General features: G+C 57.2%; 21 protein-coding genes. 18 read left to right on the top strand and 3 right to left on the bottom strand.

Features of this window, described 5'->3' with window-relative positions; genetic code table 11:
* Window positions 1-67 precede the first annotated feature (67 nt).
* The 15 genes from QTL94_RS23830 (at window position 68) to QTL94_RS23760 (ending at window position 15,102) form a co-directional block, all read left to right on the top strand.
* Complete coding sequence (locus tag QTL94_RS23830) at window positions 68-925, top strand: ferritin-like domain-containing protein (RefSeq protein WP_244499473.1); 858 nt, start codon at window positions 68-70, stop codon at window positions 923-925.
* 294 nt (window positions 926-1,219) lie between these two features.
* On the top strand, window positions 1,220-3,013 hold the full coding sequence (locus QTL94_RS23825) for an ABC transporter transmembrane domain-containing protein (RefSeq protein ID WP_289803277.1): 1,794 nt from the start codon (window positions 1,220-1,222) through the stop codon (window positions 3,011-3,013).
* On the top strand, window positions 3,013-3,978 hold the full coding sequence (gene hemC / locus QTL94_RS23820; RefSeq protein ID WP_065691395.1) for a hydroxymethylbilane synthase: 966 nt from the start codon (window positions 3,013-3,015) through the stop codon (window positions 3,976-3,978). Before QTL94_RS23825 ends, hemC begins: the two co-directional genes overlap by 1 nt.
* Before the next feature lie 74 nt (window positions 3,979-4,052).
* Window positions 4,053-4,787, top strand: a complete 735-nt coding sequence (locus tag QTL94_RS23815; protein ID WP_065691396.1) for a helix-turn-helix transcriptional regulator — start codon at window positions 4,053-4,055, stop codon at window positions 4,785-4,787.
* 626 nt (window positions 4,788-5,413) lie between these two features.
* Window positions 5,414-5,614: a hypothetical protein gene (locus QTL94_RS23810; RefSeq protein ID WP_065691398.1), complete on the top strand. Its 201-nt coding sequence runs from the start codon at window positions 5,414-5,416 to the stop codon at window positions 5,612-5,614.
* 133 nt (window positions 5,615-5,747) lie between these two features.
* Complete coding sequence (gene napE / locus QTL94_RS23805; RefSeq protein WP_065691399.1) at window positions 5,748-5,939, top strand: periplasmic nitrate reductase, NapE protein; 192 nt, start codon at window positions 5,748-5,750, stop codon at window positions 5,937-5,939.
* A gap of 8 nt (window positions 5,940-5,947) precedes the next feature.
* Window positions 5,948-6,436 (top strand): ferredoxin-type protein NapF, encoded by a 489-nt coding sequence (locus QTL94_RS23800; RefSeq protein WP_083199350.1) that lies wholly within the window; start codon window positions 5,948-5,950, stop codon window positions 6,434-6,436.
* On the top strand, window positions 6,429-6,710 hold the full coding sequence (locus QTL94_RS23795; RefSeq protein WP_065691401.1) for a chaperone NapD: 282 nt from the start codon (window positions 6,429-6,431) through the stop codon (window positions 6,708-6,710). Before QTL94_RS23800 ends, QTL94_RS23795 begins: the two co-directional genes overlap by 8 nt.
* Window positions 6,679-9,189: a periplasmic nitrate reductase subunit alpha gene (gene napA / locus QTL94_RS23790; RefSeq protein WP_065691402.1), complete on the top strand. Its 2,511-nt coding sequence runs from the start codon at window positions 6,679-6,681 to the stop codon at window positions 9,187-9,189. The genes QTL94_RS23795 and napA overlap by 32 nt, the downstream gene beginning before the upstream one ends.
* Complete coding sequence (locus QTL94_RS23785; protein ID WP_065691403.1) at window positions 9,159-9,659, top strand: nitrate reductase cytochrome c-type subunit; 501 nt, start codon at window positions 9,159-9,161, stop codon at window positions 9,657-9,659. The genes napA and QTL94_RS23785 overlap by 31 nt, the downstream gene beginning before the upstream one ends.
* Before the next feature lie 3 nt (window positions 9,660-9,662).
* On the top strand, window positions 9,663-10,370 hold the full coding sequence (locus tag QTL94_RS23780; protein ID WP_065691404.1) for a NapC/NirT family cytochrome c: 708 nt from the start codon (window positions 9,663-9,665) through the stop codon (window positions 10,368-10,370).
* 152 nt (window positions 10,371-10,522) lie between these two features.
* Window positions 10,523-11,266: a (Fe-S)-binding protein gene (locus QTL94_RS23775; protein WP_065691405.1), complete on the top strand. Its 744-nt coding sequence runs from the start codon at window positions 10,523-10,525 to the stop codon at window positions 11,264-11,266.
* The gene (locus QTL94_RS23770; RefSeq protein ID WP_065691406.1) at window positions 11,263-12,705 is read left to right on the top strand and encodes a lactate utilization protein B; all 1,443 of its coding nucleotides are present in this window, start codon (window positions 11,263-11,265) and stop codon (window positions 12,703-12,705) included. Before QTL94_RS23775 ends, QTL94_RS23770 begins: the two co-directional genes overlap by 4 nt.
* On the top strand, window positions 12,705-13,331 hold the full coding sequence (locus tag QTL94_RS23765) for a LutC/YkgG family protein (protein WP_065691445.1): 627 nt from the start codon (window positions 12,705-12,707) through the stop codon (window positions 13,329-13,331). The genes QTL94_RS23770 and QTL94_RS23765 overlap by 1 nt, the downstream gene beginning before the upstream one ends.
* Window positions 13,332-14,148: 817 nt before the next feature.
* Window positions 14,149-15,102: a sensor histidine kinase gene (locus tag QTL94_RS23760; RefSeq protein ID WP_065691407.1), complete on the top strand. Its 954-nt coding sequence runs from the start codon at window positions 14,149-14,151 to the stop codon at window positions 15,100-15,102.
* A gap of 257 nt (window positions 15,103-15,359) precedes the next feature.
* Here QTL94_RS23760 and QTL94_RS23755 read toward each other — a convergent pair whose 3' ends face one another.
* Entirely contained in the window at window positions 15,360-17,717 is a 2,358-nt protein-coding gene (locus tag QTL94_RS23755; protein WP_065691895.1) for a hypothetical protein, read from the bottom strand.
* A 248-nt stretch (window positions 17,718-17,965) separates the two neighbouring features.
* On the opposite strand from QTL94_RS23755, the gene QTL94_RS23750 reads away from it, so the two are divergent.
* The 3 genes from QTL94_RS23750 (at window position 17,966) to QTL94_RS23740 (ending at window position 21,533) form a co-directional block, all read left to right on the top strand.
* Entirely contained in the window at window positions 17,966-19,147 is a 1,182-nt protein-coding gene (locus QTL94_RS23750) for a Fic family protein (RefSeq protein ID WP_065691896.1), read from the top strand.
* Between the two features lie 979 nt (window positions 19,148-20,126).
* Window positions 20,127-20,711: a hypothetical protein gene (locus tag QTL94_RS23745; RefSeq protein ID WP_065691897.1), complete on the top strand. Its 585-nt coding sequence runs from the start codon at window positions 20,127-20,129 to the stop codon at window positions 20,709-20,711.
* 255 nt (window positions 20,712-20,966) lie between these two features.
* On the top strand, window positions 20,967-21,533 hold the full coding sequence (locus QTL94_RS23740; protein ID WP_065692222.1) for a L,D-transpeptidase: 567 nt from the start codon (window positions 20,967-20,969) through the stop codon (window positions 21,531-21,533).
* 557 nt (window positions 21,534-22,090) lie between these two features.
* Here QTL94_RS23740 and QTL94_RS23735 read toward each other — a convergent pair.
* Window positions 22,091-22,825, bottom strand: a complete 735-nt coding sequence (locus tag QTL94_RS23735) for a DUF6065 family protein (protein WP_065691898.1) — start codon at window positions 22,823-22,825, stop codon at window positions 22,091-22,093.
* 61 nt (window positions 22,826-22,886) lie between these two features.
* On the bottom strand, window positions 22,887-23,988 hold a 1,102-nt coding region (locus QTL94_RS23730; protein ID WP_289803268.1), incomplete at its 5' end, for an autotransporter domain-containing protein.

Raw genomic sequence — 23,988 nt, 5'->3', positions numbered from 1 at the left:
GAAATGCGCAGGCTCAAAGCGCCAAACAGCAACCGCGAAAGCCGCAGGCTTGCCGAGAAGAAAGGGAATGGACATGTCAACCACTCGCGAGCCTTGGAAACTGGCCTCTCTCGCCGAACTGTTGGCGCTCGCGGCTCGAATGGAGCAGGAGGCGATTGACGGCTACCTGGATTTATCCCGGAGGATGGAATCGCTGGAGCGACCAGATCTGGCACGCGTTTTTGACACTCTGGTCGCAGAGGAGCAGGGTCACCTCAGCAAGGTCGACGAGTGGAGACTGGGGCTGGGTGTCTCGACTCCAAGCCAAGCACCGGAAAGTCCAAACGAGGTGTTTGAGGACGAAGGCGTCGGGATCGTCTCTCCTGATCTTCTGAGCGCCTATCGGGCCTTTTCAATGGCGGTGCGGAATGAGGAGCGCGCCTTCGTGTTCTGGACCTACGTCTCAGCACACGCGCACTCTGAAGAAATACGGGAAGCAGCCGAGCGGATGGCGCGAGAAGAGCTAGGACATGTCGCAACGCTGCGACGAGAACGCAGGCGAGCATTCCACACGGAGCGCAGCCTGAACATCGACGTCACGATAGACAGTCTGCCCGACCTCGAGCGCAAACTGAAGCACCATCTTGATACGCTGGCAGCATCCGAAACCGACGCTGGCAAGGAAACGGCGTTGCGATCTTTCTCACGGCAGTCGGAATTGCGGCAGGCTTCTCTAGTAGAGACTCCACTTGAGGGGCCTGCGTCCCCAGCAAGCTTTCCGCGATCCGCGCTTGGGTCTCCCCTCGCGCTGGGCGAAATGCTGGTGGACTACTATCTAAATCTCGGAAGCCAAGCCAAGCAGGACTTGGATGCTTCGCGTGGGAGGGCCTTCGCTGCGGAGTTGATCCATTGTCTGGCAGTTCTCCGAGGATCTTCGCCCGCATAGGTTGGCTCAGGTTTGCGACGGTTGACGCCGACGCCTGATTGTCTATTGAGACGCGTCCCACAGTCTGGCTTCCGCTGAGACCGGCCGACCTTTAGCGTCGCAGGTGAGGCTTGCCCACAGATTCACTGGGTCAATAAAGGATGCTGGTTATTGATCGCGATCAAAGACGCGACGTGGATTCGACGTGAAAAACGAACTCAACGAAACTTGGAGTTCAAGGCAATGATGATTGCCCAGCACGACCGCGTCGCCGAAGCGCAATCCCCTGCGGCGGATTCCACTGCCAACAGTTCAATGGGGAGTAGGGGCGGTGGACGTAGATCACTTGGCGGTTTGAGAAGACTCGCTCCTTTCTTACGAACGCATCAATGGCTTGTTGCCGGGAGCCTGGTCTCCCTGACAGCCGCGGCACTGATCTCCCTGGCGTTACCAACTGCAGTCCGCCGTTTGATAGACCAGGGGTTCACCCGTACCGATGGGGCGTTCGTAGACCGCTACTTCGTAATGCTTGTTGCTCTTGCCATAGCGCTCGCGGTCGCTAGCGCGTGTCGATATTACTTCGTCGCCGCGCTTGGAGAACGCCTTGTCAGTGACCTTCGGCTCCAGGTTTTCAAAAAGGTCGTGCGACTCCCTGCGTCTTTTTTCGACGCTAATCGGTCCGGCGAGATCAGTTCGCGCCTGACCGCCGACACCGCCCAGATCAAGTCGGCTGTCAGCTTGGCCGCCTCAGTTGCGCTACGCAACTCCATTCTTTGCGCGGGCTCGCTGGCGATGATGTTCATGACCAGTCCCAGCTTGTCGTCGATCACCATCGGCGCCATTCCGTTGATCGTCGTTCCGCTAGTAGTTTTTGGCCGCTCGGTTCGACGCCGCTCGCGAGCCGCGCAGGATGCACTGGCGCAGGCGTCTGCGTTCGCGAGCGAGGTCATTGCTGGGAGCAGAACAATACAGGCGTTCAACGGCGAAGAATCTGCCGAGCAGAAATACATCAAGGACGTCGAGACTTCCTACGCGAGCTCGGTGAGCGCGGCTCGATCTAGGGCTTACCTGACCGCCTTCGCGATCGCTCTGATCTTCGCCAGCGTCGTCGGGGTTCTGTGGATCGGCGCGCGTGGCCTGCTGTCAGGATCAATGACCGCCGGAAACCTCAGTCAGTTCCTTCTTTACGCAGTCATAGCTGCGGGCTCTCTCGGATCGCTGTCCGAAGTCTGGGGTGAACTAGCACAGGCAGCAGGCGCCGCAGGGAGGCTTTTCGAGCTGTTGGGTGAAGAAGAAGGACGCCCAGAGCCGGGCGCGACGGTCCCGCTGCGAACCCCGGTAGCCGGCGGCGTCGAATTCCGCGATGTCACGTTCGCCTATCCCGGCATGCCCGACCGTGAAGTGCTCCAGGGATTGTCGATGCGGGTTGCGCCGGGCGAGACCGTTGCGGTTGTCGGTGCATCAGGCTCGGGGAAGAGCACACTCTTCTCGCTCTTGCTCGGTTTTTATGGAACAAACGAAGGGCAGATCTCGATCGATGGGTACGATGTTACCTCCTTGTCCGCGGAGGAGGTCCGACAACAAATCGCTATCGTTCCTCAGGACGTCACTATCTTCGCCTCCTCCGTCAGGGACAACATCGCTTTGGGAAAAACGGGCGCGAGCGACGCCGAGATCGAATCCGCGGCGCAGCGGGCCCAGGCGCACGACTTCATATCCGTCCTTCCTCATTCTTACGATACGGTCGTAGGCGAGCGGGGCCTCACGCTTTCAGGAGGGCAGCGCCAACGGATCGCAATTGCCAGGGCGGTCTTGAAGGACGCCCCCGTTCTTCTTCTCGACGAAGCGACGTCGTCGCTGGACGCCGAAAGCGAGATGTTGGTGCAGAAGGGACTCGAAGAACTTATGAAAGATCGAACCACGATCGTCATAGCACATCGACTCGCTACGGTGCTCAAGGCAGATCGGATCTTGGTCATGGACGGCGGCCGGATCGTCGAGGAAGGAACTCACGCTTCGCTGGTCCGCAAGGGTGGCGTATACGCAAAACTTGCCGAACTCCAGTTTGACGCGCCGGACTCGCACCGAGACGAACGGGACGCCGCCTGATGATCAAGGAGAAATTCGGGAGACGCATCAGGATCGGCACTCGTGCAAGTCCGCTGGCAGTCGCCCAAGCGACGGAAGTCGCTTCGCGCCTTGCCGCCTGTCACGGACTGTCGATCGAATCCTTCGAGATCGTCCGACTGACAACGAAAGGGGATCGACTCAATGAGTGGCCGCTTCCCGACCTCGGTGTCAAGGGCCTATTCACCCAGGAACTGGAGGAGAGGCTCCTAACGGGAGAACTCGATCTCGCAGTCCATTCGTGCAAGGACGTTGCCACTGTGCTTCCGGAGGGGCTCCACATCAGCGCGGTCTTGCCAAGGGAAGACATCCGCGACGCGCTCGTGTCCCGGAGCGGCGCCCATTTCTGGGAACTGCCGGCCGGAGCCATTGTCGGCACGTCCTCAGTGCGAAGAGCGGCGCTCGTCAAGATGCACAGGCCAGACCTCGTCATCGTGCCATTTCGAGGTCTTGTCGGAACGAGGCTGCAGAAGATGACGGACGGGTTCGTCGACGCTACGCTGCTAGCCCAAGCCGGGTTGAACAGGCTGGTTCTTGCGCGCGTCGCGACGGAGGTGTTGGATCCTCGCGCCTTCCCGCCGGCTCCTGCTCAAGGTGCGATCTGTATCGAAAGCGCCAAGGACGATCGTATCGTTGGCGAACTGGTCTCCGCGCTGGACGACGCGGCCACCGCCGACGCCGTCCGATGCGAACGCGCGTTTCTTCGTGCCCTAGACGGCTCGTGCCGTACCCCCATTGCCGCTTACGCGACCTGTCATGGAAGCGAGGTGATGCTCCGAGGAATGACGATCGAAGCAGACGGAAGCAACCCAATCAGGGTGGTGGTCACAGGCGCGCGATACGCCAACGAAAAAATTGGGCTCTCTGCTGCGAATTGTATCATATCCCGACAAAAAGAGCTGCTGCGAAAGGAGGAGATCTCTCGATTGCCCGAGCGGGTAGATTGATCTGGATCAACCCGTTAAGGTTCGGTTAACTCTCGGGGCCCATATTTGGAGGAACCGAAACTGAGTCTCCTCCCATGCCGGTCAGCGCTCTGTCAGTCCTTTTGCCTGACGCCCTGGACGACTACATCGATCTGCGCTCGGTTCCGCAACATCGCTTCTTTGGTCAGAACGACATGATCGACAGGCTTAGAAAGGCCGTTCCGTTCGACTACATGTTCGTTTGCGGACTTGACGTGGACCACTATCGGTTCGGCGAGGGTTTCTCTATCGATACCGATCTTCCGCCTGCGTTCATTGAGGCCTATATAGCAGACAAGCTGCCGCAAATCGATCCATTCATTCTGGCGTCGAAATCTTCGAAAACAGTCGTTATCGAAAGCGAGGTCTACGCACATCAGGATGTGCCGCGGCGCCTGCTTTATCTTCAACGTATGTTTGGCGTCCACAATCGCACCATCGTACCCATCTTGCGGGATGAGACGATCTATGGCGCGGTTGGCTATACGCGCGCGACGCCGTTCGGATCCGCAGAGATAGCATTTCTCGAGCTTGTTTCCGGAGCGGTTCACAACGCGTTCGCCAAGCCCCTCATGGACCGCTACGCCGCGGACCAGATGCGATTGTCGAAGGGCGAAATGGCCTGCCTTTCGCAAGCAAGCCTCGGCCTGACCAGTGAAGGCATCGGTAAAGCCACTGGCTATCAGTTGGAGACCGTGAACAGCTACATCAAATCGGCGACGAAGAAGCTTGGAGCAGCCAATCGCACGCAGGCGATCGCCGAGGCACTCCGGCGGCGGCTGATCGCTTGACTTTCGAGCCCCGCCGGCTTGGTCGATCGAATGTGATCGGCTCCGAGGATGCAAATGGTTGAACGGGGGCCTCATTCTACTTGGGCCGACCTCATATAGTCGTCTGGGAGGGCTCGGGGAAAGCGATTCCGGAGATCAGCGCGTCCTCGATTACGGAGCTGGAGAGCCGCAGCGCGATTGGTTACATACTAGCCGTCTCGAAACGCGATCTCGATGGATGATGCGGTTGAATCGTGCCGTGTGGGCGCTTGCGTGCCCAGTCGACAATGACGAGGGCAACCATATTTGCAACAATTCACATCCTGTTCGCAAGCGCGGTAATTGTCATATAATTGCACACTCTAAAATCATCGGAAAATCAGTTGCTTGGGGCGTTCATCTGGGCTAGATTTTGCTCGATGTGGTAGTGGACTTTACCCTGCATATATCTTCGGTGTGTATCTGGTCGATGATGCCTAGAGGAATGGACTGAGCCGATCTTTCGACTGCCTGCCTTTGTAGTGGCGAAGCGAGCGCGTTACGCCGGATCGACCCGATTTCGACTTGCAAGCCCTTAAGGACGCAGAAGATCTTGTTCTCATTGTTGCTAACGGTGCGCATGATTGTGCGGGACGCGGAGATTTGACATGCACAAGCAAGCTGTCGTCTTTGAAGGTCAGGAGGTCGGGATCGCCGTTCCGATCGATAGCCGTTTGCGGTTCATTGCTGTCCGGTTCGATGTCATCGACCTCGACAATCGATTGTTCGATACGGTCACAGACATCAAAGGTGCAATCGCTGAGCATGTCGCCGCAAACATCTCGAGAAGGCTAGCGCGTTCCAACTGACCCACTCGCGCCGGGAATGAGTTTTACTAGAGATGTTACGGGATACTACAGGCCTCCGCTGTCGTAGGATGCTAGTTTTTCCTGGGATGAATAAAACGATGAGGGCGAGTTGCGCTCGGGGGTAGGGTTCTCGATGACCGATCTACCGGAAGCTTTGAAAGGCGACAGGCGGCTTTCGCGACGGGGTGAGCGACTGGCGTTTGCGATCCTGGCATTTGGTGTCTGGCCCGTGGTCGCGGTTGGAACCGTGGCGACGTACGGCTTTCTTGTCTGGTTCTACCAGATGATCTATGGCCCGCCAGGGCCGCCACCGACCATTCACTGAGGCGGCCCATGGACGCGATCGCACTCTCTCGCCGGGCCTTCCTCAGGGGCGACGTTACTCGCCTGCCGATCCTGCCTCCGGGCGTGTCGCCGTCTTCGCTTGAACGATGCACCGGCTGCAATCGATGCGTCGAACGATGTCCCACCTCCATAATCCGGCTTGTCGCCGGAGTTCCCGGAGTTGATCTGTCTGTCGGCGAATGCACGTTCTGTCGAGAGTGCCTGAATGTCTGTCCGGAGCCGGTCTTCGATGCCGAGCGCTTCCAGTTCGATCATGTGGCAGAGGTGTCTGAAGGCTGTCTCGCTGCGAAGGGAGTTGCTTGCCAATCCTGCGGCGAGGCTTGCCCCGCTCAAGCCATACGATTCCGGCCACGGATTGGCGGGCCGTTCTTGCCGCTCATAGAGACATCCGCCTGCGCAGGATGCGGCGCATGCCTGCAGGTCTGTCCCGTGGATGCCATCGCCATCCGTTCGCTGAGCGAGGTCTCCAATGGTTGAGCACTCTCTTTGGCACGTCTCAAGTGCGGTCATCGCGACACGGTTTGAATTTACGCAAGCAGTTTTGGCGCAGCTCGAAGACGTCGAAGGGCTGGAAGTGCACGGCCATGACCGAGGCAAGATCGTCGTTGTCATCGAGGGCCCGAGCACGGGGTTTCTGGGCGAGGTTCTGTCCAGAGTCTCGCTGATGGACGGCGTCATTGCCGCCAACATGGTTTTTGAGCAGGTTACGGAGGAGAAGCATGTCGAAGACCGAATCCCTGACCCGGCGTGACGTCCTGAAGGCCCAGGCTGCGGCCATAGCGGCCACTGCTGCCGGAATAACGCTGCCCGCCGCCGCGCAGCCGGTTCCCGGCGGGGTGGAAGCCTTGCAGATCAAATGGTCGAAGGCGCCTTGCCGCTTCTGCGGCACGGGCTGCGGCGTCATGGTTGGCGTCAAGGCGGGGCAGGTTGTTGCCACGCACGGTGACATGCAGGCCGAGGTCAATCGTGGCCTGAACTGCATCAAGGGCTACTTTCTCTCCAAGATCATGTACGGCGAGGATCGGCTGCAGACGCCACTGCTGCGCAAGCGGGACGGGGTCTATGCCAAGGACGGCGAGTTCATGCCGGTCACCTGGGACGAGGCCTTCGACGTGATGGCTGAGCAGTGCAAGAAGGTGCTGAAGGAGAAAGGGCCGACTGCGGTCGGCATGTTCGGCTCCGGCCAATGGACGATCTTCGAGGGCTATGCCGCAACGAAGTTCATGCGGGCCGGCCTTCGATCAAACAACCTCGATCCGAATGCCCGCCATTGCATGGCCTCGGCCGCCTACGCCTTTATGCGCACCTTTGGCATGGACGAGCCGATGGGCTGCTACGACGATTTCGAGAACGCGGATGCCTTCGTGCTTTGGGGTTCCAACATGGCGGAGATGCATCCGATCCTGTGGACGCGGGTGGCGGATCGCCGCTTGGGGCACCCACACGTCCGCGTGGCGGTGCTCTCGACCTTCACGCATCGGAGCATGGATCTCGCGGACGTGCCGATCGTGTTCAAGCCGGGCACAGACCTCGCGATCCTCAACTACATTGCAAACCACATCATCCAGACCGACCGCGTCAACAAGGACTTCGTGGACAAGCACACCAAGTTCGCGCGGGGCGTAACAGACATTGGTTATGGTCTGAGGCCTGACAATCCCGCGGAGACGAAGGCTGCGAATTCGGCTGACCCTGGAAAGACTGAGCCAATTGATTTCGAAGCGTTCAAGGCATTCGTTGCGGAGTATACGCTCGAAAAGGCAGCGGCGCTGTCCGGCGTCGATGTTGGCTTCCTTGAACAACTGGCGGAACTTTACGCCGACCCGGCCCGCAAGGTCATGTCGCTCTGGACGATGGGCTTCAACCAGCATGTCCGCGGCGTCTGGGCCAACCAGATGGTCTACAATATCCACCTGCTGACGGGTAAGATTGCCGAGCCCGGCAACAGCCCGTTCTCGCTGACCGGCCAGCCATCGGCCTGCGGCACGGCCCGTGAGGTGGGGACGTTCGCCCACCGTCTGCCGGCGGACATGACCGTGACCAACCCGGAGCATCGCAAGCACGCGGAGGAAATCTGGAAGGTTCCGGAGGGGATCATCCCCGAGAAACCCGGCTATCATGCCGTCCAGCAGGACCGGATGCTCAAGGATGGCAAGCTCAATTTCTATTGGGTTCAGGTCAACAACAACGTTCAGGCCGGCCCCAACACCAGCAATGAAACCTGGCAGGGCTATCGCAATCCTGACAACTTCATCGTGGTCAGCGACGCCTACCCGACCATAACGGCCATGAGCGCCGACCTGATCCTGCCGGCGGCGATGTGGGTCGAAAAGGAAGGCGCTTACGGCAACGCTGAACGCAGGACGCATGTCTGGCACCAATTAGTGCAAGCGAAAGGCGAAGCCCGTTCGGACTTGTGGCAGATCGCCGAGTTTTCCAAACGCTTCACGACCGATGAGGTCTGGCCCAAGGACATTCTGGACGCCAACCCAGAGTATCGCGGGAAGACACTCTTCGACGTGCTGTTCCGCAACGGCCAGGTCGACAAATTCCCCCTGAGCGAGACCAGCGGGGACTACGACAACAACGAGGCCAAGGCTTTCGGCTTCTACATCCAGAAGGGACTGTTCGAGGAGTACGCGACGTTTGGCCGGGGGCACGGGCATGATCTTGCGCCCTACGACATGTACCATGATGTGCGCGGGCTGCGCTGGCCCGTTGTCAACGGGCAGGAAACCCGCTGGCGATACAGGGAAGGCTATGATCCCTACGTCAAGCCCGGCGAAGGGCTGAGATTCTACGGTCAGAAGGATGGCAAGGCCGTTATCCTGGCCGTACCCTACGAGCCTCCGGCAGAATCGCCTGACGATGAATACGATTTCTGGCTGGTGACCGGCCGCGTGCTTGAGCATTGGCATTCCGGCTCAATGACAATGCGTGTTCCCGAGCTCTACAAGGCCTTCCCTGGTGCGCGATGTTTCATGAATGCGGAGGATGCCCGCAAGCGCGGCATCAACCAGGGAGCAGAAGTTCGCATCATCTCGCGTCGCGGTGAGATCCGTTCTCGCATCGATATCCGCGGTCGAAACCGCATGCCGCCTGGTGTCATCTTCGTTCCCTGGTTTGATGCCAGCCAGTTGATCAACAAGGTCACGCTGGACGCCACCGATCCCATCTCCAAACAGACGGATTTCAAAAAATGCGCGGTCAAAATCGTTTCCGCCATTTAGGGCGGTCGCAGTGGATGACAGTCATGGCCGGTCTCGTCGTGTTCGTCGCGACAGCCGCCATCGGCCAGGTTGTGCAGCAGAATGTGCCCCAACTAGAAGGACCGCCCCAGGCCATGGATACCGGCGAGGCGAAACCCTTGCCCAAATGGGTAACCGATGATCAGCGGAAAATGCGGGCCTATCCTGATCAGCCACCGATCATCCCGCACTCGATCGAGGGCTACGAGCTGTCGGTCAACGCCAACCGCTGTCTCTCATGCCACAAGCGAGAGTTCACTCAGGATTCCGGCGCGCCGATGATCAGTGTCACGCATTACATGACGCGCGACGGCCAGATGCTCGCCGACGTCTCGCCACGGCGATATTTCTGCACGACATGCCATGTTCCGCAGGCTGATACCCGCAGCCTCGTGATCAATCAGTTCAAGGACATGAGCGAGCTCGGCTTCAAACCGGCGGGGAGCGAGTGACCCATGGCCTGGCTGAAGACGGCATTCTTGTGGGCTTGGTCGATCCTGACCACGCCCGCCGCAACGATCGGCCTGGGGGTTCTGACCCTCGGCGGTTTCGTCGGCGGCGTGATGTTTTGGGGCGCGTTCAATACGGCGCTGGAGCTCACCAACACCGAGAAGTTCTGCACCTCCTGTCATGAAATGCACGACAACGTCTATCAGGAACTCAGTCGTACCATCCATTTCTCCAACCGCTCCGGCGTGAGGGCAACCTGTCCCGATTGCCACGTTCCGCATCAATGGACGGACAAGATTGCGCGCAAGATGCAGGCTTCGAAGGAGGTCTGGGGGAAACTCTTCGGGACCATCAACACTCGCCCGAAGTTCCTTGAGAAACGACTGGAGCTTGCCCAGCACGAATGGGCGCGCATGAAGGCAAACGACAGTCTGGAGTGCCGGAACTGTCACTCGGCCGTGGCGATGGACTTCCAGAAGCAGACGCAACGCGCCGCCGATATCCACTCGAAGTATCTGCTCTCGGGCAAGGCCACGTGCATCGATTGCCATAAGGGAATTGCCCATGAACTTCCGAATATGGAGGGCGTTGATCCGGGCTGGAAAATGCCGAAGGAACTCGAAGGTAACAAAACGGCTAACGCAACGCCGATTGATGATCTCGAACGAGCGATCGCCGACGCGCATGGGGCGGCCTTCAATCTACAGCAGTGAAGACCGCCCATCGAACTTGAGCGAGATGCCGCCGCTGATTTCTGTTCTCTTTGGCAGTTGCTCCCAATGGCACAAATACCGACCGGTTGCGCGCCTTAGAACCTTGAATGAACTCGCTCATTCCGAGGCCCGTTGCACCGAAGGAGACACCCATGCGCATTGGGCTATTCATTCCCTGCTACATTGATGCCTTCTTTCCGGAAGTGGGCATTGCTACACTCGAACTCCTCGAGCGCTTTGACTGCGACGTGATATACCCAATGAACCAAACCTGTTGTGGTCAACCGATGGCCAACGGTGGTTTCAATACGTATTGCGCCGATGTTGAGACACTGTTCGTGCGCAATTTTGCGCATTTCGACTATGTTGTTTCCCCGTCAGGCAGCTGTGTCCATCATGTCCGCTACAATTTTGACGCCATTGAACAGACCGATGAAGTAAAGAATGTTCGTTCGCACACGATTGAGATCGTTGAGTTCTTACACGACATCTTAAACGTCAACGCCTTTCCCTGGGCTCGGTTTCCCCACCGGGTTGGGCTCCACAACGGGTGTGGATCGCTGCGAAAACTTGGTCACGCGACGCCGTCCGAACTGCATAAACCGTTCCTCTCCAAACCGCATGCTCTCCTGTCTAAAGTGGAGGGCATCACGTTTGTGCAGCCCTCGCGACCAGATGAATGCTGCGGTTTCGGCGGCACTTTCTCTGCCTATTACGAGTCCGTTTCCGCCAAAATGGGCTACGACAAGGTTGCCGACCATGTCCGCGCCGGAGCCGACTACATCGTCTCGGCTGACTCTTCCTGCCTGATGCACCAGCAAGGGTGTGCGGAGCGCTGCGCTTTGCCGATCAAATTCGTTCATATCGCGCAGGTCTTGAACGGGGTAGCATTATGAAACCCGGTTCCGGGGCGAAGGGGGCGGACACCCGCGAACCGCAGCCGCGCGGAGCTGTCGTCCGCGGTAACCGGCCCATCGATCAGGCAAAGGCCGCTGCCGACTTTGTCGCAGCGAAGCAGCATGCGACAATGCATGATGAGAGGCTTTGGGGCCTTCGACAGAAGCGCGACCGAGAGATGCACGGAATCGAGGAGTGGGAAGAGCTTCGCGAACTTGCCTCTGCGATCAAAGAACATACCCTGACCCGCCTCGACGACTATCTCCTGGAGTTCGAAAGCAAGGCGAAGGCGAACGGTATCCACGTGCACTGGGCAACGGATGCGGACGAGCACAACAGGATCGTTCACCGCATACTAAGCGATCACGGGGCGACATCGCTTATTAAAAGCAAGTCGATGCTCACCGAGGAGTGCGGCTTTAGAACATACATGGCCTCTGTCGGCATCGATGTGTTGGAGACCGACCTTGGGGAGAGAATCCAACAACTGGATAACGAAGAGCCGAGCCATGTTGTCGTGCCCGCAGTACACAAGCTCAAAGCGGACGTCGCCGACGTTTTGGCTAGAACCATCGGTACCGATCCCCACAACAGCGATGCCCATTACCTCGCAGAGGCTCAGCGCCAATCTGCCCGTCCCTTGATCCTTGATGCCGGCGCAGGCATGACAGGCGCGAACTTCGCCGTTGCAGAGACTGGTACGTTTGTAGTGTGCACCAACGAAGGCAATGCAGACCTATCGGCCAATGTGCCGGATCTACATATTGCCTCAATCGGAATCGAGAAAATCATTCCGCGAATTGAGGATTTGGCCGTCTTCATCCGGTTGTTGTCCCGCAGTGCGCTCGGGACGCCGATCACCCAATATACCTCGCATTTTCGCGGTCCCCGCGCGGGAGGGGAGATGCATGTCATTTTGGTTGACAACGGTCGCTCAGCGCGGCTTGGCATGGCCGAGTTTTGGACTTCGCTCAAGTGTATCAAATGCGGTGCTTGCATGAACACATGCCCGGTCTATCGGCGCAGCGGCGGGCTCAGTTACGGGGCCACATATGCCGGTCCGATAGGCCTTATCGTCGATCCGACCTTCAATGCACGGAAATTCAGTAATCTGCCTTTTGCGTCAACCCTCAATGGCAGCTGCACGAATGTCTGTCCGGTCAAAATTAACATCCACGAACAAATATACGCTTGGCGCCGCCAACTCGTAGCCAAGAAAGAAGTCCCGCTAGCCAACCGAGCAGCTATGAAACTGTCCGGCCAACTGCTCGCGCGTCCCGCCGCATATCGTTCCGCTCTCAAGGTAGTAAAAGTTGGCCTGAAGCATCTGCCACGTTTCGTGCTGTACAACGGATTGAATTCGTGGGGGAAGCATCGCGAGCTTCCCCCCGCGACAAAGCATACATTCCATAGCTGGTACGCGGAAAACGGGAAATGATGGAAAGCAGAGACAAAATTCTTGCATCCATCCGCGCAAACCTGCCCAGGCTTCAGCGGCCGCTTCCCTCGTCCCCATTGTACGATGATCACGCGCCCGCTTCGCTGGTTTCGACCTTCAAATCAAGTCTCGAGCATATGGGAGGTGTCCTGCTCGATGCTCCCGCCTCGGACGCCTTTCTCGCTGACGTCAGGGATAGGGTCTCGGCGATCAAAATAGTGTGTTCGATGGTTCCAGAAATTGAGGGTAACCGGAGCATTTCCGTCGGCGCTCTCCCTCGGCAATTAGCGGACGTCGACTTTGCGATAGTTCGCGCCTCCTTTGGAGTGGCGGAGACAGGTTCGGTCCTCCTCAGTGATGCGGACTTGGGCATAAATGCGCTTGGATATCTTGCGCAGCATTTGGTCGTGCTACTCGATCCCGCCGATATCGTTGTCAATATCCACCAAGCGTATCGTCGACCGGAATTCCGGAACAGTCGCTACGCAAGCTTCCATACTGGCCCATCGGCGACAGCGGACATTGAGGGAGTGCTTATACATGGTGCTCAGGGGGTACGATCGCTTTTCGTACTGCTCGTCGCCAATTGGCAACCTGAAACCGCCGATGTGGTCGCGCCACAGTAGGGAACTGAAAGCGCAATCCCTCACACAGGTTGAGGTGTTCCGCGAGCGAACGGCCACTGGCACTTCACCACGAAAAGGCCAGCGTGCACACACGCCACGGCGTTGCCGACGCTGTTGACCAGGTCGGTGATGAACAAGATCACGCGGATCCCCCGGACGACCATGCTGGTTGAAATAGTTAGGTGTCGCGATCGCCACTTGGCGCAATTCGGGTCCCAAACGGACAGCAACCATATCTCGTTCAATGACCTCGCCGATCCTTAGGGCGACATCATAGCCTCCGGCTACGATGTCCACCGCCGAGTCCTTTGGCAGTTCCTGTTATATCCCGATACGAACAACGTTGTCGTTGCGTCGGTAACGCGCTCCAGCTTCGTGAACTTCTGCCTCAAGGTGGAGAGCTGCGGCATCTTGCTGTGCTGCGGCCTCGAATTCTAATGCGCGGGGGATGCTTCGAGATCCAATTTATAAAGCACTTGCCCCATCTGACTAGGGCGCCGCCGGTTCAGATCCGTTCAAGGCGAATGTGAACTATGGTTCCCCGAACCGATCACATAGGCTGCCACCCGAAGCGGACATCCAGTGGATTAGGGGCTGGCGCTTCCGTTTCGCTGCCTTCCAGATCGCAGTTAGCCCAAAGATCCGCATTAGTTCTGCGTGTCAAGGCTCCCAAAATCTCGCCCCTTGTCAGTCGTCTCCGTTAACCCCGCTCGAGTCAGCTTGCCGACAAGGCGCTGCGACGGCTACTGTCATATTCCTCGTTGCCACCGTGCGAAGTGGCCGACCCAATGAAATGCCTTTTAGGGTAATAATCAGAATGGAACGGCTACTCTATTTCCTCCCCGGAAAACCGCAGCCTGTATGGGTAAGGTACTCGGCAACAACTGTGATAATGGCACTCTGCATTGGCGTGCAGATTAGTCTCTACGCACAGACAGGCTTTGTTGGTTTCTTCTTTCTCTTGCCCGGTATTTTCCTGACAGGAATTATGTTCGATCGAGGTTCGTCACTTTATGCAACCGCGCTGGGTGCCGCGTTCGCGTACATGTCACTCAGACCAACCGTGCCGTTCCCGGGCTATGTCCTGCCTATCTTGTTGTTCACAGTAACCGCCGCTGTCATCGGGCTTGTGGCCGAAGCACTGCGGACCGAGATGGAAAAAGTCGTGCGGGCGGAGAAAGCCAAAACAGTCCTCCTGATGGAGCTTGCCCATCGCACCAAGAACAATCTGGCGATGTTATCGGCAATAATGCGGCTTCAGGCGAGGCATCCTGGGGTGAGTGCTGCAGAAGCGCTCACCGAGATGGGTGAGCGCATTCAGGTCATGGCGCAAGTATACGACCACCTTACGATACTTGCAGACCGGAAGGTTGTGAATGCAAGGACATACTTGACGGAAATCTGCCAACATCTCAGCGCGTCGATCAGCGGAACGAGTCCGGTTGCCATCAAGGCCGATGCGGATGAACTATTTATTCACAGCGAACAGGCCGTGCCGATTGCGATCATTGTCAACGAGCTTGTGACCAATAGCCTCAAGTATGCATTCCCGGAGGCGCGAGCCGGCCTTATACAGGTTATGCTGAGAGCCGGCGAGGAGGTTGTTCTGTCTGTAACTGATAACGGCGTAGGCATGCATGCTAGTACACCAGAAGGCATAGGTGCTCGGATAGTATCGCTGCTAGTCCAGCAACTCGGAGGGACGATCACTCGTGAAAATTTGGAGTCGGGGTGCCGCGTGACACTGCGGATGCCAAAGCCGCCCGTTTAGCCATTTTGGAAGGCCCAACGCCGAATTTTGCTAGAGTGCGCCGATGTTATCAATGCCTATGACGGTGACTCAGGAGGGTCGGCAGACGACTCCAACAAGTCATTCGAGCCAGCTAAATTCTTACATCATCTGGCGGACTCGGTTGGACGAGGATTTGTAATAAGGGGTTCGCTGGTTCGGATCCCTTCAAGAGCGGAAACGACGAGTCCCGGCTCGGGCGTAGGCAATAAACATCCGAGCCGAGCACTCATTCAATTTTAGGCAGCTTCCCAGACCTGATTGAGAATCTTGGCGGCCAGTGCCGCCTTGTCTTGAGGCAGGAAGCGACCGTAATGCTGTTGCACGACATCGGGCGTGTCCTGAATGGCGTAGCTCGCCTGCTCGTAGGATCCGGTCTGTTTAAGGATATGCGTCGCGAGAATGTCCCGCAGGTTATGCGGACCATGCGGCAGCAAGCCCTTGATCGCGCCTCGCCCGGTGTAGGGGTTATAAATTCCATAGCGTTGGATGACGGTCCGCCAAGCCTCGTAGAATGTGGTGGAGTTGTAGGCGGCATCAATGCTGGTCGTCTTTACCGTCTTGACGAACAGGGTCCCGGGATCTTTGGCTCCGCCGAGCAGAACTCCACGGTGCTTGTCGATATACGCGTCGAGGTATTTGTAGAGATCGAGTAAATTGGGCAGGATCAGCCGGAAGGGCTTCTGTCCGAAGAAGGAGGAGCCGGAGTTTTTGAATGCGACCGATGGGATGAGGACCTCCCACCCATGATCGCGATCGCTCCAGCGCAATTCGCCGCACTTCAAGTCCTCAAGCCGGCGTTCGGATGTTGGATAATGGCCGCGCGGACAGACACGCAGTTGGCGAAGGTTCTTTTGCCGCAGCCCGAGGTGCAGGCCAAGCCGAAGCAGTAGGAATGATCTGACGGCTTCGGCCGCCGGTCGTGGATATCTGTTCTCGTCCGGCATGCGTTCAAGGATCTCTTCCGTGATCTTGCGATACTCGGCCAATGGACTCTCGGCCTCGAGAACGCACATGATAGGCTCGAACGGGTCGCGATGGACGCGCATGACGCGTTGGATTTCCTTCGAGCGGTTGGCGGCATGCCGATGAAGAGCGTCGCAGGCACCGTCCCAATCACGGGCCGCGAATTCGATTTCGTCCCGCTCAACCAAACCTGAGATCGGCCTCACGTTGTTAAGTAATTCCGGGTGCTGTCGTATCCAGCCGACACCCGCGCGAGAAAGGGCTTGGGCGACCATCAGCATGTCTTCTTCCCATTTGGTATAGAAGCCGCGGCGCTGTTCTCGCCACTGCAGATACCAGTCCCACACACCGGGGAAGATGAGGAGGCCAAAGCTCAGTTGGCTGAGTGGTACGCCAAAGCCCTTTACTGCCCCGTTTGGTGAAGCGGCCAGCGCGCCAAACATCAGGCCGAGGTGTTCGATCTTCTGAGAGGCCGTTTCCTCACCCCAGACGCCGTTTCGCTGGAAACCAATCGCGGTCAGTGTCGAGGTTTTGAAACGGATAAGGTCAGCCATCTCCATGGCAAGTCTCGGTGGCGCGTCGACAACGCCGGAAAGCAAATCAGGATCGTCGAAATCTGCCGCACCGTCCTGATTGGCGTCAGCAGCGGAGGCCAACGATCGAGAGGCAAGAGTATTGCCGCCATAGGTGACACCGGGAAAGCGGATGGCATAACGTTGCCTGCTGGCCGCCACCTGGTATCGACGATACTCCGTGGATCCGGAGATGATTACCCGGCGCACCCAATCAAGGATCTCTTCCCGTTTGGTGAAGGGCAAACTGCTGAAATCATCCGGTAGGTGAAATGAGATTCTACGCCGCTCCGCGCGGCTGATGTCACCCAGATCATGGCCGTACAGTGAACGTGCCTGATGCGGCAGCTTCTCTTTTAAATACCCCTGTCGCAACCTGTAGCGCCGCTCGATGCGGCCAAGGATCGTGAAGCTAGCAATAGATCGCGGCACGCGCTCGCCCTGGATCCAGGATAGCAGCGTCTTGTTGTCAAAGGTCTCATTCAGATGAACAACAGAGCGGTAGAGCTGCCAATATGTGTCGCCAAACCGCCGCATGTGATAGACTAATGCGTCCTGAAAGCTTGCCGGATCTTCTGTCGCTTCGAATAGCGGTTCTGGAAAAGGACTGATCGGCTTCGGTGCAGGTCCACGCTGTGCGAAAGCTGAGTGAGTAGCATTGTCGCCTTCGCCGACGCGATGCGGCTTTCTGGTTGAGGAGGCGGTGGTTGTCTTTTTGTCTTGATCTGATTTCTTTGAGCGAAGGGTCCGCTTCCGAGTTTTTAGGTCTTCGACAGCTGGCGGTGCGCCTAGCCATCGGATGATAGCATCCAAGCCTGGCCGCATCTTCTTTTTCAGTTCTGTCGTCAACTCGGCTTCGATCCCACACGCCTGACCGATCGTCGTCCAGTCGATATGGCCATTCAGGAGCGGGGGCGATTTTCGATAGATGATGAAACTGACTAGGTAGGGCCGAATATTCTCCAGTACCCTTTTGGACGCAATCGGCGCGATACGCATCTCGCAGAATTCTAATATCTTTCGCTGAAAATGACGTGATGAAAGGTCGTTTTTGGTCATGCTCTTTCCGTTTCTCTCGGCGTTAATCCCGAGGGCGAGCGGGAATATGAGGTGAGCTTTAAGAAAGGATGTATCGGGTCTGACACTGTGAATGTTGCCTCATCAGAATTATCCCTTTACTCAGATCACTCTGGATCAGCGCTCTGGACTTCGTGTCTCCGCGTTAATTAAGCGCGCTTATCTAAGTCTGCGGCTTAATTAAATGAAAAGCGTCTTGCTTAAATAACGAGCGAGCCCGATAGTGGGTTATGTCAGATTCCCAATCCAACAATCGCTTAGGTCGCTTCGTCGAGACGACCGCTGCCAGTGAAACAGTACGGGCGTTCGTACCCCCACCTTTGCCGCCCGAACCGGCGATCGATGTGCTTTCATTGCTGGAGCGTCTCAGCTTGGCTGAGCGCGCACTAGGCCGCTTGGACGGTATCACAATGTTGCTGCCGCGGCAGGAGCTGTTTCTTTATATGTATGTGAGAAAGGAAGCTGTTCTTTCCTCGCAGATCGAAGGAACGCAGTCGACGCTTTCCGATCTCTTGCGGTTTGAGACGGAAGCGCAGGCGGGGCAGCCGGTCGATGATATTCGTGAAGTCTCCAACTATGTTGATGCCATGATGTATGGTTTGGAGCGGCTGGAAACGCTGCCCATGTCATTGCGTCTGATCCGCGAAATGCATGCCAGACTCCTACAAAGTGGACGAGGCGGCTCCAAGGATCCAGGAGAGTTCCGCCGCTCGCAAAATTGGATTGGTGGTACGCGCCCAGGGAACGCACTCTTTGTGCCGCCACCCCTCACTGAAATGGCCGGTTGCCTGGATGCTTTCGAGCACTTTATCCATGACGACCAATCGCGGCTACCAGCACTCATCAAAGCCGGCCTGCTGCATGTGCAGTTTGAAACTATCCATCCATTTCTCGATGGCAATGGTCGTATTGGCCGTCTGCTCGTAACCCTATATCTCTGCATGAACGGCGTTCTAAGAAAGCCGCTGCTATACCTTAGCCTCTATCTGAAGTCCCATCGGCGAGAATACTATCGGCTACTGCAAGAGGTTCGCGAACAGGGAAACTGGGAAGCCTGGCTAGACTTTTTCCTGGCCGGCGTGGCCGATACAGCCAATCAGGCCTTTGAGGCTGCGACTCAAATCGTCGCTCTTTTCAAGGAAGATCGGGAGCGGATCACTATGGAAAGCGATAGAGCAGGGTCGGCGCTACGCATTCACGAGCTTTTCCAGCAGAATCCTTTTCACACGGCGAACCAGATTGTCCAGATTACAGGCTTGTCTGCGCCAACGGTCAACGCAGCGCTCGCCGATCTGGAGCGCTTAGGCATCGTTGATGAAGTAACCGGCCGCAAGCGAGGTCGCGTGTTCAGCTATCGAAGATATCTTGCAATTCTAAGCGAAGGCACCGATCCTCTACCGCTCAGTTCATGACAAATTGATGGATCGATGGTTCTATTTGCATCACGGCGAAAGGCGCCGCAGCGTCGCCTAGTTTACGTCTTCAACTACCGCCCGATGATCGTTTAACTCGGACCGTGGCGATCCTTCGACCAGCGCATGATGGCGATATCGCCGCGTCCACCTAACCATACATTCGGGACATTGCCGCCTTCTACCTTGTTTGCCGCATCCGGCTCCGCGAAGCTGGTAACCGGCACAAGGCATCGGTGTTCTATGCCGAGCCATCGCGTCCAATGCGGAAAGCTGAGTTTCCGCACATTGGTCCTGCCGCGGTCGGCTTCCATACGATCAGTTCCTCGAGATCGAACGGCTTGCCCTTCGGGCCAAGTTTCGGCTTTGGCTCGATTTCTCGAGCGCGTAACGCCGGGTGGCAGTCCCCAGCGTCCATGGACCAACTGCTTCTTGCCTTCGCCGGTATTGCGGACGATCAGGCCCATCTGATTTGGGTTAGGCCGGCTTCAGGTTGATAAGGCATTCGGCGTCCTGGGCCTATTTGGGAAACCCAGTCCTTGTCTTCCATGCGCTTCGCTCAGGTCGAGTGGGAGAAGTTGATGCTGTACTTCATGCTGACTTAATTCGACAGCAAGTGATCGGGTCGGTCGGTCCGCAGTTCCAGATGGACGTCGGCAATTTTTTGCCAGCGGCACTTTTTGTGTGCCCTCCTTATCACAGCACTCCACTATCCGCTCCATGTGACATTCCGACACTAGCGTCGGACATATGCTACCCATAACCTCTGATTCGTCATCAAGGTTGTGACTCTGATCGAAGGAGAGGTCCTCGTTTTAAAAAGCATCCTGTCGGGCTAAAGGTAAGCAACCCCTCTGAACTTGGAGACGAGATAGGTTCGTCGCTGCGCCAGAGAAGGCAGGATCGAAAGCCTGTTCGGGTTTAACACTCTGGCAACATAGCTCACTATTCACCTTCGGCTCTCACATGGAGCGTAGTTATGCCGCTTGTACGAAGCAATTACCTGCTGGTTGGACTGTTGGTATTTTCCTTATCTTCATGCCAGACCACTGATAAAAGCCCCCAACCGAATTTCGTAACTGACAGCCGGGGCCTCTCAATCACTGCCCCAGCTGGTACAGCGACATACAGTCACTTCATAGAGTTTCGATCACGCTACGCGCTGACCTATGGGCACACTTACGTCGTTTTCGGGCGGGTGGACACGACTGGCCATATGATCGATCCTGAGGTTGCAGGGCTTGCCCCGGCCTCGCCGGATGCTACTCCATATATCGTAGGGCATGTCATCCCGGTTCCGGCTACGACCGGACCAACCGACGGAGATCTAGAAGAGCAGTATAGGTCCGCAAGCTGGCGCGTGATGCTCTCTGACGAAGAATACAACAATGTCGTGGCCTTCATCCGTAAACAGCAAGCGAATTCCCATTTCTGGCAAGCGTCTGTCGATAATTGCAACAACTGGGTAGGCGAGATCGCGCGCCACATGGGCTATAAGACGCCCAACATCTGGCTGAGGCCACAACAGTTCATTACAGAGCTTCGCGAGATGAACACTGCTTGAGATGGGGACGCCAGCTACATACTTGTGACCCTTTCCCTTCGGTCGCGGTCCGGCCTCGGCAACACTCCGCCTTGCTCGCCGGAAACCGTGTAGGACGATCAAGCGCCAAGACATAAACGACAGTCTGGATTGAACTCGGAAGCAAGACCTCACGCCTATGTCTGTACCGGCGGAGGGTTCAGCCTCGCAACAGCTTGGCGTGAAAACAATGAGATGCTAAAGGAAGCGGCAGGGCTCTACAACCAGAAGGTAACAATGGACCGTGATCAATTTACGCGCCGTGGCCTCGTCTTGGGCTGCGTGGCTTTGGCCGCATCTGGCTGCACCGCAGTAGGCTCACCAATGCGCAGCTCGATGCGCTCCCCTATCCGGCGACAGGAGGTCGCCTACGCCGGCAGCGAGCCGCCGGGGAGCATCGTTGTTAACACCTATGAACGTTACCTTTATTTTATCGAGGCGCAGGGCCGCGCGACCCGATATGGCGTCGCTGTCGGCGAGGAAGGCCTTACTCTAAAGGGCAACGCTGTAGTCGGACGAAAGGCGGAGTGGCCATCTTGGACACCGACAGCTAGCATGATTGAACGCAAGCCTCGCCTGGCGGCGTATGCAGGAGGGGTTCCCGGAGGGGAGAACAATCCTCTCGGCGCAGCAGCACTCTATCTCTACCGCGGCGGGCAGGATACCTATTTTCGAATCCATGGAACGAATGAGCCGTGGCTGATTGGCCAGGCGGTTTCGAATGGATGCATCCGCATGACCAATGAAGACATCGTTCACCTCTATGGCCGAGCCCCCGTCGGAACCAATGTTTTGGTGATATGACTGCGTCCGCCGCGGTGATCACTTAAAAGCACCTGGCAAGACGTCGGCAAGCATTGTCCGGACCAAAGGACGATGAGCGATCCGTAAGACAGTTCTCATCCAACTGGTCTCCCGATCGAACTCAATGCGGATCGGACGTCATTTCATCAACGCTTGTCCCGATAATTTTCGGAGTTCACTTTCGCCTTCCTTGTAACGGAACTGCGCAGAGCCGGAAATTACCAACGATATTCGACAACCTGTTACCTTTGTGGGTCAGTGTCGCTGTCACAGCATCATCGCGCACCAGGCAACTTCAAATGGATGAAACGCTGCCGGCGCTGTGTTGCCTAGGCAGACGTCGGCAGCGTTTCTGCCCGTTTCGAGCAAGTTAAGGTTATTCGATTTTGCGGCCCAAACGATAGCTAATCGGTTCAGTTTCGGCCCTCTTTACTTCGGCAGCGGTGCGAGTGTACCAATTTTCACACAGCACTCTTTCGACGATCAGATTCAGGTCTGGGGACTTGGCCAGTGGCTTTGTGAACTCTCGATCTTAGGAGAAGCGCTTTGGCGTCAACTTACTGCTTGTCGAACGGTTTCAGACGAAGCTTGCTGCGATGATCGCCTGGACCTGATGCACCGCTGGGGGCTTCTCCCCGGAAATATGACTTTTGCCACCTATCCTGAGCCGCCCTTGAATCCTGGTCACCCAGGTCCGCGTTGAACGTGTTCCGGCTCTTGGTCCACTGATCGTACTCCCGGTTCAGATCCGGATTGTCCGACAGGTTGCGAATGTCCGGCTCAATGCTCTCGAGCCCTCCTCGCTTAACGGGAAACAGGTGGCAGAAAGGTTCGTCAGCGTCGAAATAGACCTTCTGGAACGGACGCGTGAACTTCCAGTTCATCGTGAAAGTATAAGGCGACCAGTCCGTTTCGATAACGCCGGAAAGGGGGGAGATGGCATCCTTTGGCCGGTTGATAGGCCCGGTGACGAAAAGGTCCATGCCGGCTTCGGTACGAAACAGACAAGGGACATGAAAGGTCAATATACCATCGCCAAAATGGCTGACGGCCGAAGCGATCGTTCCAGAGCGTGATCGGACACGAATAGCATCCTTGCCCTTTCGTCCGTCCCAGCTAGCCGAGAATGCGCTCGTGCACAGTATTTCCCAGCCGTGAGCATTAGCGATATTCAGCGGCAGGCATCGATACGCGAAGCGCTCGTCGGTAGCGTTCATCCAATCGCGGTCCACCGGCGCTGGACGAATTCGGACATCATGGCCGTCAATGACATAGGCAGTCAGTGATTTCATTGGACCTCGCTGCCAGAGTTTTTCCCACCGTTGCCACGATACTGTGGTCCTGACAACACTGCTACCACCTGAACCTCAGGCCGACTTGCCCCCCAAACATGTTGTTCTTCGCTCCATCGACATCGAACGAATAACTGACATCGCCGAAGGCCGATACGTTCTCGCTTATTTCGTACGCGCCCCCGAGATTGACCTCCAGCCACGTGCCTTCCGTCTGGGTGACAAGTGGGAAGGTGTTAAACGTGACAGTCTGGTCGGCGGAAAAGCCATGCCAGAGGTTTAGGCCAAAATGGCCGTACGCAGGCCCCGAGCTGTATTGCACCCGGGCGCCAAGGCGGCCAGTGAACGAATCGAAGGCCCCGCTGGTGATGTCCGAGAAGCGATCGCCGGTGTCATCAAAGTCAATCCGCTGCCAGATGATCTGGGCTTGAGGCTCGATCGTCCAGCCATCGGCAATCGCGAGCGGAAGACCGGTTTCGGCAGACATTGCAAAGCTGCTTCCATCGACATCCGATGCGATGCCTCGATTGGAGCGGCTCGTTCCATTGAGCCAGCCGTACTTCGCCACCACGTCTACGTACCAGCCCCCGGGTGCCAGATGCGTCCAGTAGGCGGCCAAGCTGTCTTCGGAGAGGTCCAGAGTGCCGGCTGCCAAATCGACCCGGCCGAAGATGTTGCCGCTGATATCCCCGTCTGTGTTCGCGTGGGTGTAGAAGAGGCCGAAGCGTTCAGTGTGGCCATTAGCGTGTTCGATTTGCGCCAGATCGCTGCCCGCCTGTATCCCCCAGTAAGTGCCATCGAACTGCGGCCCGACGTCGTAACCCGCGATACTTAAGGTGGCGTTGGTCGCAAGGTCGCTTCTCGCCCCGAAAACCCGTCCCCAGACACCGGGCGGGGAGCCTTCAACGTCGCCCTCCGATGCATCACCTTGCGCGCCTGGACCCGAATAAACCAGGGCGCCAACACCAGTCAGAAACGACTGGTCGCCGCGGCGCTGGTGAAATGTTCCCATCGTCATCAACCCCATGCGTTGCGCGACCAGCGGTGCGATCACTTGGCCAGGCACCTCCGGCCGAATGTTCGGAATCGGCGGTGGTGGTGGAGATGGAGGTGGTGGCGGCGGAGGAGGGGGTGGTGGAGGTGGAGGAGGAGGCGGAGGGGGC

This window comes from Rhizobium sp. S96 (assembly GCF_030382195.1).
Taxonomy (GTDB): domain Bacteria; phylum Pseudomonadota; class Alphaproteobacteria; order Rhizobiales; family Rhizobiaceae; genus Rhizobium.
The sequence above is the reverse complement of the archived record's forward strand: the minus strand, read 5'-3'. Positions and strand labels throughout refer to the sequence as shown.

Bases quoted from the DNA above. Each gene is read 5' to 3' on its own strand.
- QTL94_RS23755 (WP_065691895.1), bottom strand. From the start codon at position 17,717: ATGACCAAAAACGACCTTTCATCACGTCATTTTCAGCGAAAGATATTA.
- QTL94_RS23740 (WP_065692222.1), top strand. From the start codon at position 20,967: ATGGACCGTGATCAATTTACGCGCCGTGGCCTCGTCTTGGGCTGCGTG.
- QTL94_RS23810 (WP_065691398.1), top strand. From the start codon at position 5,414: ATGCACAAGCAAGCTGTCGTCTTTGAAGGTCAGGAGGTCGGGATCGCC.
- QTL94_RS23765 (WP_065691445.1), top strand. From the start codon at position 12,705: ATGGAAAGCAGAGACAAAATTCTTGCATCCATCCGCGCAAACCTGCCC.
- QTL94_RS23735 (WP_065691898.1), bottom strand. From the start codon at position 22,825: ATGAAATCACTGACTGCCTATGTCATTGACGGCCATGATGTCCGAATT.
- QTL94_RS23825 (WP_289803277.1), top strand. From the start codon at position 1,220: ATGGGGAGTAGGGGCGGTGGACGTAGATCACTTGGCGGTTTGAGAAGA.
- QTL94_RS23795 (WP_065691401.1), top strand. From the start codon at position 6,429: ATGGTTGAGCACTCTCTTTGGCACGTCTCAAGTGCGGTCATCGCGACA.
- QTL94_RS23815 (WP_065691396.1), top strand. From the start codon at position 4,053: ATGCCGGTCAGCGCTCTGTCAGTCCTTTTGCCTGACGCCCTGGACGAC.
- QTL94_RS23775 (WP_065691405.1), top strand. From the start codon at position 10,523: ATGCGCATTGGGCTATTCATTCCCTGCTACATTGATGCCTTCTTTCCG.
- QTL94_RS23830 (WP_244499473.1), top strand. From the start codon at position 68: ATGGACATGTCAACCACTCGCGAGCCTTGGAAACTGGCCTCTCTCGCC.
- QTL94_RS23760 (WP_065691407.1), top strand. From the start codon at position 14,149: ATGGAACGGCTACTCTATTTCCTCCCCGGAAAACCGCAGCCTGTATGG.
- QTL94_RS23785 (WP_065691403.1), top strand. From the start codon at position 9,159: ATGCGCGGTCAAAATCGTTTCCGCCATTTAGGGCGGTCGCAGTGGATG.
- QTL94_RS23750 (WP_065691896.1), top strand. From the start codon at position 17,966: ATGTCAGATTCCCAATCCAACAATCGCTTAGGTCGCTTCGTCGAGACG.
- QTL94_RS23745 (WP_065691897.1), top strand. From the start codon at position 20,127: ATGCCGCTTGTACGAAGCAATTACCTGCTGGTTGGACTGTTGGTATTT.
- napE (WP_065691399.1), top strand. From the start codon at position 5,748: ATGACCGATCTACCGGAAGCTTTGAAAGGCGACAGGCGGCTTTCGCGA.
- QTL94_RS23780 (WP_065691404.1), top strand. From the start codon at position 9,663: ATGGCCTGGCTGAAGACGGCATTCTTGTGGGCTTGGTCGATCCTGACC.
- QTL94_RS23770 (WP_065691406.1), top strand. From the start codon at position 11,263: ATGAAACCCGGTTCCGGGGCGAAGGGGGCGGACACCCGCGAACCGCAG.
- hemC (WP_065691395.1), top strand. From the start codon at position 3,013: ATGATCAAGGAGAAATTCGGGAGACGCATCAGGATCGGCACTCGTGCA.
- QTL94_RS23800 (WP_083199350.1), top strand. From the start codon at position 5,948: ATGGACGCGATCGCACTCTCTCGCCGGGCCTTCCTCAGGGGCGACGTT.
- napA (WP_065691402.1), top strand. From the start codon at position 6,679: ATGTCGAAGACCGAATCCCTGACCCGGCGTGACGTCCTGAAGGCCCAG.